This is a genomic window from Actimicrobium sp. GrIS 1.19 (assembly GCF_035984655.1).
Taxonomy (GTDB): Bacteria; Pseudomonadota; Gammaproteobacteria; order Burkholderiales; family Burkholderiaceae_D; genus Actimicrobium.
Map to the genome: position 1 here is coordinate 78,662 of NZ_JAXCHT010000006.1, position 12,882 is coordinate 91,543.

The window sequence follows — 12,882 nt, forward strand, 5'->3', positions numbered from 1 at the left end:
AGGTGGCGGTTGCTTGCGGCAGGGTCTGCACCGATCAACTACATGTTCGGATAACCAGGCCCGCCGCCGCCCTCCGGTGTCACCCAGACGATGTTCTGGGTCGGGTCCTTGATGTCACAGGTTTTGCAATGCACGCAGTTCTGGGCATTGATCTGCAGGCGATCCGCGCCGGTGTCGGTCTTGACATATTCATACACGCCGGCCGGGCAGTAGCGCGCTTCCGGACCGGCATACTTGGCCAGATTGACATGGACCGGGATGGTCGGGTCTTTCAGCGTCAGATGGATCGGCTGATCTTCGGCGTGGTTGGTGTTCGAAATGAAGACCGACGAGAGGCGATCGAAGGTCAGTTTGCCATCCGGTTTCGGGTAGCTGATCGGGCTGTAGTCGGCGGCCGGCTGCAGGCATTCGTGATCGGCGTGGGTATGGCGCAAGGTCCATGGCGCCTTGCCGCGGAAGACGATTTGATCGATGCCGAACATCAGCGTCCCGGTCAGCAGTCCCTTGCTCAGCCATGGCTTGAAATTGCGTGCGACATGCAATTCGGCATGCAGCCATGAGGCTTCGAAGGCGGCCGGGAACGCCACCAGCTCATCGGCCTGACGGCCATTGCCGAGGGCTTCAAAGGCGGCTTCGGCGGCCAGCATGCCGGTCTTCATCGCGGCGTGGCTGCCCTTGATGCGCGGTGCGTTCAGGAAGCCGGCGTCGCAGCCAATGAGCACGCCGCCCGGAAAGGTCAGCTTCGGCAGCGATTGCAAGCCGCCGGCGGTAATGGCGCGCGCACCGTACGAAATGCGCTTGCCGCCTTCCAGGAACTTGCGGATTTCAGGATGGGTTTTGTAACGCTGGAATTCTTCGTACGGCGACAGGTAGGGATTGGCGTAGCCGAGGCCGACCACGTAACCGACTGCGACCTGATTGTTTTCGAGATGGTACAAGAACGAGCCGCCATAGGTGCTGCGATCGAGCGGCCAGCCGGCGGTGTGGACTACCAGGCCAGGCTTGTGCATTTTCGGATCGATTTCCCACAATTCCTTGATGCCGATCGCGTAGGTCTGTGGATCCTTGCCCTTGTTGAGCATGAATTTTTCCATCAGCTGCTTGCCCAGATGGCCACGCGCGCCTTCGGCAAAGAAGGTGTATTTCGCATGCAGTTCCATGCCCAGTGCAAACGCCGCGGTCGGTTCGCCATGACGGTTGACGCCCATGTTGCCGGTGGCGATGCCCTTGACCGAACCGTCATCGTTGAACAGGATTTCAGCGGCTGCAAAGCCGGGGAAAATATCGACTCCGGCGGCTTCGGCCTGCTGTCCGAGCCAGCGCACCACGTTGGCCAGCGAGACCACATAATTGCCGTGATTGTTGAAGCACGATGGCAGCATCCAGCCCGGCGTGCGCAGGGCCTTGGTCTCGCCCAGAAACAGGAACCGGTCCTCGGACACGGGGGTGTTCAGCGGCGCGCCGAGTTCCTTCCAGTTCGGGAACAATTCGTTCATGGCGATCGGGTCCATCACCGCGCCGGACAGGATGTGCGCACCGAGTTCGGCGCCTTTTTCCAGCACGCAGACCGAGACCTCGCTGCCTTTTGCCACAGCCAGCTGCTTGAGGCGGATCGCTGCCGACAAACCGGCCGGGCCACCACCAACAATGACGACGTCGTATTCCATCGCTTCACGGGGGCCGTATTGCTCGAGCAGGGCTTGGTTCTGGGTATGCGGCATGGTCTCACCTTGTAATAATTATCGAACGAACGTGCGAATTGTCTGGCATTTTGCCCGAGAATGCTAGGGGCGGTACTCTAATCGGTCAGCATTCATGTAATCATGTCCGCTCGTTTACCAGACATCGCACAAAGGGAGAATTCCGTGGGCATTGAAGTCAATTTTGAAGGAAAGATCGCGCTGATCACCGGCGCCTCCAGCGGGCTCGGCGCGCGTTTTGCCAAAGTCCTGGCGCAAGCCGGCGCGCAGGTAGTGCTGGCCTCGCGCCGCATTGATCGTCTCAAGGAATTGCGTGCCGAAATCGAAGCAGAAGGCGGTGCGGCACACGTCGTCGCGCTCGACGTGACCGACTACGCCAGCATCAAATCGGCCATCGCACATGCCGAAACCGAAGCCGGGCCGATCGATATCCTGGTCAATAATTCGGGCGTCTCGACCACCCAGCGGCTCATTGACGCGACACCGGAAGACTACGCCTACGTGATGGACACCAACCAGCGCGGCGCCTTCTTTGTCGCGCAGGAAGCGGCGAAACGGATGATCGCGCGCGCCAAGGGTGATCCGAAACTGCAGCACCGCATCATCAACATTGCCTCGGTCGCCGGCCTGCGCGTGTTGCCGCAGATTGGTCTGTATTGCATGAGCAAGGCGGCAGTCGTGCACATGACCAAATCGATGGCGATCGAGTGGGGCCGCTACGGCATCAACGTCAATGCAATCTGCCCGGGTTATATCAGCACCGAAATCAATGAAGAGCATTTTCGCGGCGAACACGGCCAGCAATTGCTCAACACGCTGCCGCGCAAGCGCGTCGGCAAGCCGCAGGACCTCGATGGCCTGCTGCTGTTGCTGGCGTCGGAAGAATCGCACTTCATCAACGGCGCGATCATGACGGCCGACGATGGCATGAGTGCGATGTAATGGAACGCACGCTGGTCCACACCACCCGCATGCCGATTCGCTGGGGTGACATGGATGCCATGGGCCATGTGAACAATACGGTCTATTTCCGCTTCTTCGAGCAGGCGCGCATTGAATGGTTTGCTGCCATTGATTGCGTGCCGAGTCCGGCGGCCGGAACCGGCGCGGTGATCATCAACGCGCACTGCACGTTTTTGCGCCAGCTGAAATTCCCCGGCGACATCGAAGTCACGACCTTTGTCGCTCCGCTGGGGCGTTCCAGCTTTGAGACCTACCATGAAATCCGGCGCGTCGACATGCCGGAGGTGCTGGTCGCCGAGGGTGGTGCGAAGATTGTCTGGACCGACTACCGGCTGGAGAAGTCGATCGTCATCCCGGACGCCATTCGGCTGCGCATCCTGCGGCCACCAGATGGCGTTGGCAACCACCAGGCGTAAGGCCTAGCGCTGCCGTTACTGGTGCTGCAAGGCGCCAAGGTCGATCGTCAAGCCACGCAACCACGCGACAAAATCCGTCGTCACCAGCGCCTTCACCGCCGCCGTCAGGGAGCCCGAGCCAATCGCCGGGCTGTTGGCGCTTAGATGGAAGTCGACGCCGTTGCTGACGAAGCGCGGATCGCCGACGACCGGACTGCTGTCGAAGGCGGTGCTGCCGGCGCCATTGAACCAGAGGTTGCGTGTGATCGTGCCGGCGCTGCCGGGCAGACCGGTTGAGCCGGAGTTGTACGGCGTGCCGCCGGCGACATAGAAAATATTGTTTTCGATATCCACCGATCCGGCCGGCAAATTGCTGTCATTGGTGAGCGCGCCATAGCCGGTATTGCCGTTCTGGTTGGTGTTGAAGAAGGTGTTGTTGAAGACCTGCGTGCTGCCAAGAATGGTGCTGTTGAAGCGCAGCGCGGCGAACTGAACGTTATAGACAATGTTGTTCCACAACTTGATGTTGTTCCTGCTGCCATCGGCAATGTTGATGCCATGCTTGGACACATCATGAATCAGGTTGTGGTGCAGGTTGACGTTGTTGGCGACCGTGGTGCCATTGCTGCCATCGACGTAGACCTGGAACCCGTTTCCGGAGCGAATGTTGTGGATGCTGTTCCAGGCAATCTCGTAGGAGCCATCGCCGTCGATATAGATGCCATGGCATTCGCCGCTGCTGCCCTGGATGTCGTGAATGTGGTTGCCGTACCAGACCGCGTTGTTGCCGTTGCCGGTGATGCCGGCCATGCGTGGCACACTGTTGCCGCTGGTCGGTGCTGTCGACGCGCTCAGATCGTTGTTGATGACGCGCCAGTTGTGGCCGAAGATCTCCTGGCTGATCGGGCCGTCGTAGCCCTCGCAGTCAATGCGCAGATTGCTGATCACGGCGCCCTGGCCGAGGCCCGGAAACGACTGGCCGTTGATGGCGGAGATGCAGCCGCCGGTCATGCCGTTGGCAAGCGTGCCGCGGATAAATGCATCTTCACCGGGATACCCCATTAGCGCGATCGCGCCAGTCCCGACTGCGCCGGTGGGCGCGGTGCCGGACTTGTCGCGAAAACGCATGAAGTAATTCTCGAAGCCAACGTCCGTCCAGGGTTTGGCATTGCCGTGACCGCGCATGACGATGATGTCGCCGGGGCGCACTGCGGACCATGCACCGCCGGTGTACAGGGCGGGAGTTTGCACGAAGCGATAGGGCTTGTTGATGTCGCCGGGGACTGCCGTGGCGTCGTTGCCTGCGACATTGTCGACATACAGCAGGCGTCCGGGATTTGGCGTGAACGTCACATCGGTGTTGGAGGTGGTGCCATTGACGACGATCTTGATCGGCAACGCGACACCCTGAGTGGCACCGCCCAGTGCGCCGACCTGCACCGTGATCTGCTCGACACCGACGTCGCTGGCAACTTTGCTGGTCTGCGCCGGACGATAGCTGGCGACCTCGCTGGCGCCGACAAAGACCTTGGTGGTCGATCCCAGTCCGCCGCTGCCGAGATGCCGCCCGAAGATCGACAGGTAGGCGCCATTGTTGTTCTCGCCACCCGATGTCGGGCCGGAGACAATGTCCGTGTAAAGCACCACCGGCGTCGTGTTGGCCGTTGCCGCCACGTTGGTCTGGGGCAGGCCGGTATCGATCGTGACACCGACACTGCCGCCGCCGCAGCCCGCAACCAGCAACGCCGAACACAGTGCCAGCGCGGCGCCATGCGGAGTGCGCGGGTTGCCGGGAAAACGGATCCAGTGAGAAATTGTCATTGGGCACCTGGAGAAGGAAATGGGATCGCGAAAGGCCAAGTCTGGGTCGGTGATGCTCGTTGCAACCGCAATCAGATTTCCGGATTTAACAATGGTTCAGCACGCAGGCAAATTTGGTCTCTTGCACGCCGCGCCGTTTTGTAGCGGTGCAAAGAACTACTGTTGCTGCACGCCAAGCAGCCGATGCACCAGTTCGCTGGAGGTGGCCGCCGAAAATTTCTTCATCAGCTTGGCGCGATGCATTTCCACCGTCCGCGGGCTCATGCCGATTTGCCGTGCAATCAGTTTGCTCGTTTTTCCTTCCACCAGCAATGCGGCAATTTCGCGCTCGCGCGGGGTCAGTTGTGCGGTCACCGGGCGTTTCGCGCTCAGGTCGTCGAAGGTCCAGATGCCGGCCGCGTGCGGGTCGTCGCCGACCAGCCCGGAGCCGCTCACGTGGCACCAGAACAGTTCGCCATTGGCGCGCTTCATGATGCGTTCGTCGGAATAGCAGCCATTGACGTTCATGATTGGAACAATGCGGGCGCCGGTGCGCTCGAATTCATCGGAGCTGGGATAGAGCATTAAAAAGGATTGGCCGGCCAATTGTTCGGTGGTGCAGCCGAACATGGCAGCCAGGGCCCGGTTGGCAGAACGAATGATGCGTCGCTCGGAAATGCACATGCCAACGGGTGCATGCTGAAAGAGAAGCTCGTAATCGATCGTCTGTATCTCGCTCATCGTCTCGTGGTATTTTGCTAAAACGTTAAAGTATTTCTACGGTATTGTGCGTGGCGTGCCTGCGCAATATGCTGGTCAACCTGCAAGATTTGCTGCAGTGGTTCGCCCCGATAACTGAAAAGGCCTGGTATGAAAAAACTGTATCCCGACGCCGCTAGCGCGCTCGCCGACATCGTTAAGGACGGACAAACCATCGCCGTTGGCGGTTTCGGATTGTGCGGCATCCCTGAAATGCTGATCGCGGCGCTGCGTGATTCCGGCGTCGGCAACCTGACCGCCATTTCCAACAACGCCGGCGTCGATGGTTTCGGCCTCGGTCAATTACTTGCCACGCGTCAAATCAAGAAGATGATCGCATCATATGTGGGCGAGAACAAGGAATTCGAACGTCAATACCTGGCCGGTGAACTGCAGCTGGAATTCACGCCGCAGGGCACGCTGGCTGAAAAGCTGCGGGCCGGCGGTGCCGGCATTCCGGCCTTCTTTACCAAGACCGGCGTTGGCACCATCGTCGCCGATGGCAAGGAAGTGCGCGAGTTCGATGGCGAGCAGTATGTGATGGAGCGATCACTGGTGGCCGATGTGGCGCTGGTGAAGGCATGGAAGGCCGATCGCGCCGGCAATCTGGTGTATCGCAAGACCGCGCGCAACTTCAATCCGAACGTGGCGATGGCCGGAAAGATCACCGTCGTCGAGGTCGAAGAGCTGGTTGAAATCGGTGAGATCGATCCCGACCAGGTCCACACGCCAAGCATCTTTGTGCATCGCATCGTGGTCAACGCCAAGCCCGAAAAACGGATCGAACAACGCACGGTACGTGCACAGTAAGCGGAGAACGAACATGGCATGGACTCGTGAAGAAATGGCGGCGCGCGCTGCGCAGGAATTGCAGGACGGCTTTTACGTTAACCTCGGCATTGGCTTGCCGACGATGGTGGCGAACTACGTGCCGAAAGAGATTGAAGTGTTTCTGCAATCCGAGAACGGCTTGCTCGGCATTGGCCCGTTTCCGACTGAAGCCGAGGTCGATGCGGATCTGATCAATGCTGGCAAGCAGACCGTCACGGCGCTGCCGGGGGCGTCGTATTTCAGTTCGGCCGATTCATTCGGCATGATCCGCGGCGGCAAGATCAATCTGGCGATCCTGGGGGCGATGCAGGTTTCCGAAACCGGCGATCTGGCCAACTGGATGATTCCCGGGAAAATGGTCAAGGGCATGGGCGGTGCAATGGATCTGGTCGCCGGCGTCAAGCGCGTGGTGCTGTTGATGGAACACGTCGCCAGGGCCAAGGATGGCAGCACCACGCAAAAGATCCTGAAGAAGTGCGATCTGCCGCTGACCGGTGTTGGCGTGGTCGACCGCATCATTACCGATCTGTGCGTCATTGATGTCACGGTGGATGGCTTGAAGCTCATCGAACTGGCGCCGGGTGTGACGGTGGCCGAGGTCGTCGAACGCACTGGCGCGCCGCTCGATGTGCGGGCAGTAGCGTAACCAGCCCGGCAAAAAAAGCCCGCGCAAGCGGGTTTTTTTATGTCTCGGCGCGTCGTCTTTAGCGCCGCATGCGCCTTGTCTCCGGCGTCATGTGCAGCGCGATGCCAGCCATGGACGGCGAACGCCTGCAGCAATTTCCGTCGCTTGCGGCGCGGTAATGTAATTTGCGTTTTGGCGGCGCTGGCCCCCGCTGCCCGGTAAAATAGGGCACCTAACTACTGGTGAGCCGCCCATGTCCGCAGTTGCAAACAAGTCCGTTCAATGCCTGTCACCCACCGGCCTGCACCGGATGGCCTACAAGGAGTGGGGCGATCCGGCCAACCGCCGCGTGCTGGTTTGCGTACATGGCGTCACGCGCGTGTCCGACGATTTTGACGATCTGGCTGCGGCCCTGAGTGATGTCTATCGTGTGGTGTGCCCGGACGTGGTCGGCCGGGGCCGCTCGGGACGGCTGTTGAATCCGCAGAATTACGCCTTGCCACAGTACGTGGCCGACATGGTCACGCTGCTGGCGCGCGTCGACGCCGAATCAGTCGACTGGTTCGGCACCTCGATGGGTGCGCTGATCGGGATTGGCCTGGCGTCGTTGCCGGACAATCCGGTGCGCAAGATGATCGTCAATGACATTGGTCCGGCACTGAACTGGACTGCGCTGGAACGCATCGGCGGTTACATCGGCGAGGACTTGCGCTTTGCCACCTTCGACGAGGCGCTGGCCTACATCAAGGCGATCTCGCTGGGTTTCGGGCCGCATACCGATGCCCAGTGGCTAAAGATCGCACGCGACGTGCTGCGGCAGAACGCCGACGGCCAGTGGGTGCGGCATTACGATCTCGCGCTGGCGCTGCCATTCAAGAGTGCCACCGAGGAATCGACACTGCAGGGCGAAGCGTTGCTGTGGCAGGCATGGGATGCGATTCGTTGCGATACGCTGCTGGTGCGCGGCGCGCAATCCGATCTGCTGACGCCGGACACGGCGCGCCAGATGACGCAACGTGGACCGAAGGCGCGACTGGTCGAATTGCCCGGCATCGGCCATGCACCGACCTTCGTCCAGCCCGACCAGATTGCGCTGGCGCGCGACTTCCTGCTTGGCACAGGGTAGCCATCATGAACATTGAACGCTTGCATGTCGGCCCGACCTTATCCGAGGTGGCGATTTACCAGGGCACGGTCTGGCTGGCCGGACAGGTTGCCGATGATGCGTCGCAGGACATCGGCGGCCAGACCGCCCAGGTGCTGGCGCATGTCGACCGCCTCTTGAACGATGCCGGCAGCGATCGCGGCCGCATCCTGATGTGTCAGATTTTTTTGGCCGACCTGGCCGACTTTCCGGCCATGAACCAGGTGTGGAATGCGTGGGTAACACCCGGACAAACGCCGCCGCGCGCGACGGTGCAGGCAGCACTGGCCAATCCGGACTGGTTAATTGAAATGGTCGTCACCGCAGCACGAAAATAGGGCAGTCAAGTTCGATGGTTTCTTCGATAGCAGCGCCGCTGGCAACACTGGACCAGCTCACCGCAGGATTGAGCGACGAGGATGTGGCCCGGGTCACCGATGCCGTGGCCTTCGTGACGCCGGTCTACACCGGTCGGGTGGTCCCGACCGGTCAGGATGCGCTGGCGTTTTCGCTCGGCGTGGCCGGTACGCTGGCGTTGCTCAACACCGATGCCGATACCCGCATCGTGGCGCTGCTGTTCGAATTGCCGATCGTCGAACCAAAAATCGCCGAGCAGATCGAGTCCCACTTCGGCAAGGAAATTTCCGACTTTGTCGGCGATGTGCGCCAGTTGATGCGCTTGCACGAACTGACCTTCGGACAGCAGGAGGTCGCGCGTGGCAAGAATGCGGCGCAACAGGCTGCGGCGCAACTCGAAACACTGCGCAAGATGCTGCTGGCGATGGCCTCGGACATGCGCGTGGTGCTGGTCCGACTCGCTTCCCGTGCCAACACCCTGCGGTATTTTGCCGAGCAGCGTGTGGAAGACGCGCGCACCGAACGGTATGCGCGCGAAACCATGGATCTGTACGCGCCGCTGGCCAATCGGCTCGGCGTGTGGCAATTGAAATGGGAGCTGGAGGACCTGGCGTTTCGTTTTCTTGAACCCGCCGCGTACAAGCGCATCGCCAGGATGCTGGAAGAAAAGCGCATTGAACGCCAGGGCTTCGTCGAAAGCGCGATCGCGCGACTGCAGTCCGAACTGGCAGCGGCCGGGATCAAGGCTGAAGTGTTCGGCCGGCCAAAACATATCTACAGCATCTGGAACAAGATGCGCGGCAAGTCGATCGACTTTTCCGAGCTGTACGATGTGCGCGCATTCCGCGTCATCGTCGATGACGTCAAAACCTGCTATGCGGTGCTTGGCATCGTACATGACCACTGGACCCCGATTCCGCAGGAATTCGACGATTACATCGCGCGTCCGAAAGGCAATGGCTACCAGTCTCTGCATACCGTGGTGATGGCCGAAGATGACCGTCCGCTCGAAATCCAGATACGCACCCATGCCATGCATCACTTTGCCGAGTACGGCGTGGCCGCGCATTGGCGCTACAAGGAAAGCGGCGGCTCGAACTTCGCGGCGCAAAAATACGACGAGAAGATTGCGTGGTTGCGGCAACTGCTGGCATGGAAAAGCGATGTCGCCGACAGCGTCGTTGGGCACGACGATGACGAACGCCGCGAGTGGGTCGACAAGCTCAAGTCGGCCACGCTGGACGACCGGATTTATGTACTGACACCGCAAGCGCGCGTGATCGAACTGCCCAGCGGCGCCACGCCAATTGATTTTGCCTACCATCTGCACAGCGACGTCGGCCATCGTTGCCGCGGCGCCCGGGTCGATGGCGCGATGGTGCCGTTGAATACCGCGCTGAAGAACGGCCAGACGGTCGAGATCATCACCGCACGCGGATCGAGCGTGGTGCTGGGCGCGGCCGGTCCGTCACGCGACTGGCTCAGCCCGGGCTATGCGGTCAGCGCACGCACGCGTGCCAAGGTACGTGCCTGGTTCAATGCCATCGATCAGGAAGAAACGCTGGCCACCGGCCGGGGCATGATTGAAAAAACCCTTCAGCGCGAAGGCAAGACCGCTGTCAATCTGGAAGAGTTGTCGCACAAACTCGGGTTCCAGAAACCGGACGATCTCTACCTGGCGGTCGGTAAGGATCAGTTCAGTTTGCGCCAGGTCGAACAGGCCCTGCACGCCGGCGAGCCAGTCAAGACCGCGCAAAAGCAGAGTCATGCTGAACATGCGGTGGTGCCCAAAAAGAATAGTGCGTCGAGCGTGGTCAAGGGCGCCAAGTCAGGCGTTCTGGTAGTCGGTACGGATGGGCTGATGACGCAGCTGGCCAAGTGCTGCAAGCCGGCGCCGCCGGACCCGATTGTCGGCTTCATCACGCGCGGCAAAGGTGTGTCGATTCATCGCGCCAGTTGCAAGAACTTCGTCGAGATGCAAGCCCAAACGCCGGAGCGGGTGATCCAGACCAATTGGGGCAGGCCGGAACTCGAAACGGTCTACCCGGTGGATATTTTTGTCCTGGCCGGCGACAGACAGGGATTGTTGCGCGATATCTCGGAAGTGTTCTTGCGCGAGAAAATCAATGTGGTCGGTGTCAGCACGCAAAGTGCAAAGGGGCAGGCGCGCATGGCGTTCACCGCCGAAATCGGATCGACGGCGCAGTTGCAGAAGGCGCTTTCGGTGATTCGCGAAGTCGACGGCGTAACCGAGGTCAGGCGCAACTGATGAGCGGTGCAGAGATGCTCCTGGTCGGGTTGCGAGGCGGTGTCACATCCATTTTTCAGAACGTTCTAAATAATTGCATTGCAGAGCTGGCAAAACCAAAGATAGTTGGCTATAATCTCGCTTCTTTAGGCGCGTAGCTCAGCTGGTTAGAGCACTACCTTGACATGGTAGGGGTCGTTGGTTCGAGTCCAATCGTGCCTACCAAATTTCTGGTTCTGTTTGTTCGGTCTGACTGTATTGGTCGGACAAGCAGAATAAATTTGGGGCAAATTTGCAAGTGATGGTCCATGATGGAAGCGCAGTGCGGCTTCCATTTTTGCTTTTCAGAGCCATTGAATTCGTCGGCAATTGATTCTGCCGATGCGATGACAATGGGCCTGCATCCTGGTCGACGCATGCGCCGATTCGACCAAACACTCCCCACCCTTTCGCTTGGCCAAAAAACTGGCCGATCGCGCACACCGGGGATCAGCGGGCAAATTCGCCAGCAAAATCCTGCCGCCGCCTCGCCGCTTTCCGGTCGAGTCAGCTGACCCGACCGGTAAGTCAAATCACTGCGTTTTCGGTTTGAACTGTTCCGGACTGATGCGATGCTTTTCGCGCCGGTCGCCCATCAGGTTGCGCAACTCTCGAATGCTCAGATCGCTGATCTCATGCATGCGGATAAGCATTGACGCACCAACCGGCAAGCGCCGGTGCCGGATCTTGCTGATCACCGGTGGCGCTACCCCGAGTTCACGTGACAGGCCCGCATCATTCTTGGTACGCATTTTGTCGATCAAAAAATCCAGCAAACGGTTCGGATCGTAATCGACATTGTCGAGGTTGCTAATATCGCTCATTGATTTCTCCTTGTTGACAGTGTTTCCAATAAAACACTGATTGCGTCGCTGCTCAGGTCGGAACGGAGGTTGAACCTTGTTTCAAGCAATCGCTGGCTCCGTCCACATAGTTTCGAGAATGCAATCGTTTCTGTTGCTGACGCAGTGTAATTTACAGATTCATTCATCAATGTTCGCTGGCGCTCTTAGTTGGCTAAATTGCAAAGAATGGTGAATGCGCCATCGGTTTTGGTCATGCCACGGGACAGCCTGCTTGCACCAGTCGACAGCCGCACTGGCCAGTTACGGTGCCTTGTCGCAAAATTGTTGACAAGGACTTACAAAATAATAGGTCAAGCAACTTCGAATAGGGATAAAAATTGGGCCTTTCTGGTTTTTTTCACATGAATGTTGTTTAATCTGCACGAAGCAACAGAGCGTTGCGATCGGAACAATCATCGTTGGTGGAAAACTCTGCAACGCAATCAAATTTCCGGGTGCGACGGATGCCGGTCGGCGGCCGCAAATGTCGAGCTGGTGCGCGCAGGAGCCAGGATCGGGAAGGGACGGGCGTGGTTTTGCTCACCGTACTCCCGGCATCATGCACCGGTCGATAAGTGTCATTCTGCAAAAAAAAGAGCCCGCTGTGAAGCGGGCTCAAACCCATTTGGAGAGGTATTGCAGATGAAACAGTTTCATTGTACTGCCGGTAGTCATTGCCGGTAACTACTGGTGAAAAAATTCTTTTTTTGCGTCGCCTTTTGGTCACAATGCGGGTGCGGAAAATGCCAGGCAAGCTTGTCTGAAACCGCTGGAGACTTTCTTCAGGCCTGATTGACTCTTCCCGCCTGCTGCGCAACCTTCAGGATCCCTGTCCGAATAACCTTCAGGACGGTGACCGAATTGAACGGTTTGACAATGAAGCCGAGCACCCCGCGTTGCATGGCGGCCTGCACCGTGTCCGGATCAAACGATGCGGAGACGAGAAACAGCAATGTCTTGGGAAGCGCTTCGCGCAGCAGATCCAGGATATCGAGGTTGTCTTTCGCTGTTCCAATGTCGACGCAAATGACTTGAGGACGCAGCTTGACGGCATGTGCCAGGCCGGCGTTACTGCTGCTGGCATCCCCAACCACCTCGTGGCCTCCGCCTGTCAGGACACTGCCCAGCAGATTGCGTGATATCGCATTGCTGTCGATGATTACGACTTTCAACATC

Annotated in this window: 13 protein-coding genes and 1 tRNA gene; 9 read left to right on the plus strand and 5 right to left on the minus strand. The window is 59.2% G+C overall.

What is annotated here, in order from left to right; translation table 11 throughout:
* Positions 1-38: 38 nt before the first annotated feature.
* Positions 39-1,721 (minus strand): electron transfer flavoprotein-ubiquinone oxidoreductase, encoded by a 1,683-nt coding sequence (locus tag RCH09_RS06615; RefSeq protein WP_326940266.1) that lies wholly within the window; start codon positions 1,719-1,721, stop codon positions 39-41.
* A 144-nt stretch (positions 1,722-1,865) separates the two neighbouring features.
* Between RCH09_RS06615 and RCH09_RS06620 the strand changes: the two genes are divergently transcribed.
* Entirely contained in the window at positions 1,866-2,642 is a 777-nt protein-coding gene (locus RCH09_RS06620; RefSeq protein ID WP_326940267.1) for an SDR family oxidoreductase, read from the plus strand.
* The gene (locus RCH09_RS06625) at positions 2,642-3,079 is read left to right on the plus strand and encodes an acyl-CoA thioesterase (protein WP_326940268.1); all 438 of its coding nucleotides are present in this window, start codon (positions 2,642-2,644) and stop codon (positions 3,077-3,079) included. The genes RCH09_RS06620 and RCH09_RS06625 overlap by 1 nt, the downstream gene beginning before the upstream one ends.
* A 15-nt stretch (positions 3,080-3,094) precedes the next feature.
* On the opposite strand, the gene RCH09_RS06630 is transcribed toward RCH09_RS06625, so the two are convergent.
* Positions 3,095-4,879 carry a hypothetical protein gene (locus RCH09_RS06630; protein ID WP_326940269.1) on the minus strand — a complete coding sequence of 595 codons (1,785 nt, stop codon included), beginning with the start codon at positions 4,877-4,879 and terminating at the stop codon, positions 3,095-3,097.
* A gap of 156 nt (positions 4,880-5,035) precedes the next feature.
* Positions 5,036-5,599 (minus strand): LuxR C-terminal-related transcriptional regulator, encoded by a 564-nt coding sequence (locus RCH09_RS06635; RefSeq protein WP_326940270.1) that lies wholly within the window; start codon positions 5,597-5,599, stop codon positions 5,036-5,038.
* Between the two features lie 129 nt (positions 5,600-5,728).
* Between RCH09_RS06635 and RCH09_RS06640 the strand changes: the two genes are divergently transcribed.
* From RCH09_RS06640 to RCH09_RS06670, 7 genes are all read left to right on the plus strand, one after another.
* Positions 5,729-6,427, plus strand: coding sequence for a CoA transferase subunit A (locus RCH09_RS06640; protein ID WP_326940271.1), 699 nt, complete (start codon positions 5,729-5,731; stop codon positions 6,425-6,427).
* Positions 6,428-6,440: 13 nt separating this feature from the next.
* Complete coding sequence (locus tag RCH09_RS06645; protein WP_326940272.1) at positions 6,441-7,094, plus strand: CoA transferase subunit B; 654 nt, start codon at positions 6,441-6,443, stop codon at positions 7,092-7,094.
* Positions 7,095-7,326: 232 nt separating this feature from the next.
* The gene (locus RCH09_RS06650) at positions 7,327-8,199 is read left to right on the plus strand and encodes an alpha/beta fold hydrolase (RefSeq protein ID WP_326940273.1); all 873 of its coding nucleotides are present in this window, start codon (positions 7,327-7,329) and stop codon (positions 8,197-8,199) included.
* Between the two features lie 5 nt (positions 8,200-8,204).
* Positions 8,205-8,555: a RidA family protein gene (locus RCH09_RS06655; protein ID WP_326940274.1), complete on the plus strand. Its 351-nt coding sequence runs from the start codon at positions 8,205-8,207 to the stop codon at positions 8,553-8,555.
* 14 nt (positions 8,556-8,569) lie between these two features.
* Positions 8,570-10,843, plus strand: coding sequence for a RelA/SpoT family protein (locus tag RCH09_RS06660; RefSeq protein ID WP_326940275.1), 2,274 nt, complete (start codon positions 8,570-8,572; stop codon positions 10,841-10,843).
* 127 nt (positions 10,844-10,970) lie between these two features.
* Positions 10,971-11,047 (plus strand) — tRNA-Val (locus tag RCH09_RS06665).
* 83 nt (positions 11,048-11,130) lie between these two features.
* On the plus strand, positions 11,131-11,376 hold the full coding sequence (locus tag RCH09_RS06670) for a hypothetical protein (RefSeq protein WP_326940276.1): 246 nt from the start codon (positions 11,131-11,133) through the stop codon (positions 11,374-11,376).
* Positions 11,377-11,394: 18 nt separating this feature from the next.
* On the opposite strand, the gene RCH09_RS06675 is transcribed toward RCH09_RS06670, so the two are convergent.
* Both RCH09_RS06675 and RCH09_RS06680 read right to left on the minus strand, forming a co-directional pair.
* On the minus strand, positions 11,395-11,685 hold the full coding sequence (locus RCH09_RS06675; RefSeq protein ID WP_326940277.1) for a hypothetical protein: 291 nt from the start codon (positions 11,683-11,685) through the stop codon (positions 11,395-11,397).
* A gap of 803 nt (positions 11,686-12,488) precedes the next feature.
* Entirely contained in the window at positions 12,489-12,881 is a 393-nt protein-coding gene (locus tag RCH09_RS06680; protein ID WP_326940278.1) for a response regulator, read from the minus strand.
* Position 12,882 lies beyond the last annotated feature (1 nt).

Bases quoted from the DNA above. Each gene is read 5' to 3' on its own strand.
- RCH09_RS06615 (WP_326940266.1), bottom strand. From the start codon at position 1,721: ATGCCGCATACCCAGAACCAAGCCCTGCTCGAGCAATACGGCCCCCGT.
- RCH09_RS06625 (WP_326940268.1), top strand. From the start codon at position 2,642: ATGGAACGCACGCTGGTCCACACCACCCGCATGCCGATTCGCTGGGGT.
- RCH09_RS06630 (WP_326940269.1), bottom strand. From the start codon at position 4,879: ATGACAATTTCTCACTGGATCCGTTTTCCCGGCAACCCGCGCACTCCG.
- RCH09_RS06635 (WP_326940270.1), bottom strand. From the start codon at position 5,599: ATGAGCGAGATACAGACGATCGATTACGAGCTTCTCTTTCAGCATGCA.
- RCH09_RS06640 (WP_326940271.1), top strand. From the start codon at position 5,729: ATGAAAAAACTGTATCCCGACGCCGCTAGCGCGCTCGCCGACATCGTT.
- RCH09_RS06645 (WP_326940272.1), top strand. From the start codon at position 6,441: ATGGCATGGACTCGTGAAGAAATGGCGGCGCGCGCTGCGCAGGAATTG.
- RCH09_RS06650 (WP_326940273.1), top strand. From the start codon at position 7,327: ATGTCCGCAGTTGCAAACAAGTCCGTTCAATGCCTGTCACCCACCGGC.
- RCH09_RS06655 (WP_326940274.1), top strand. From the start codon at position 8,205: ATGAACATTGAACGCTTGCATGTCGGCCCGACCTTATCCGAGGTGGCG.
- RCH09_RS06660 (WP_326940275.1), top strand. From the start codon at position 8,570: ATGGTTTCTTCGATAGCAGCGCCGCTGGCAACACTGGACCAGCTCACC.
- RCH09_RS06670 (WP_326940276.1), top strand. From the start codon at position 11,131: ATGATGGAAGCGCAGTGCGGCTTCCATTTTTGCTTTTCAGAGCCATTG.
- RCH09_RS06675 (WP_326940277.1), bottom strand. From the start codon at position 11,685: ATGAGCGATATTAGCAACCTCGACAATGTCGATTACGATCCGAACCGT.
- RCH09_RS06680 (WP_326940278.1), bottom strand. From the start codon at position 12,881: ATGTTGAAAGTCGTAATCATCGACAGCAATGCGATATCACGCAATCTG.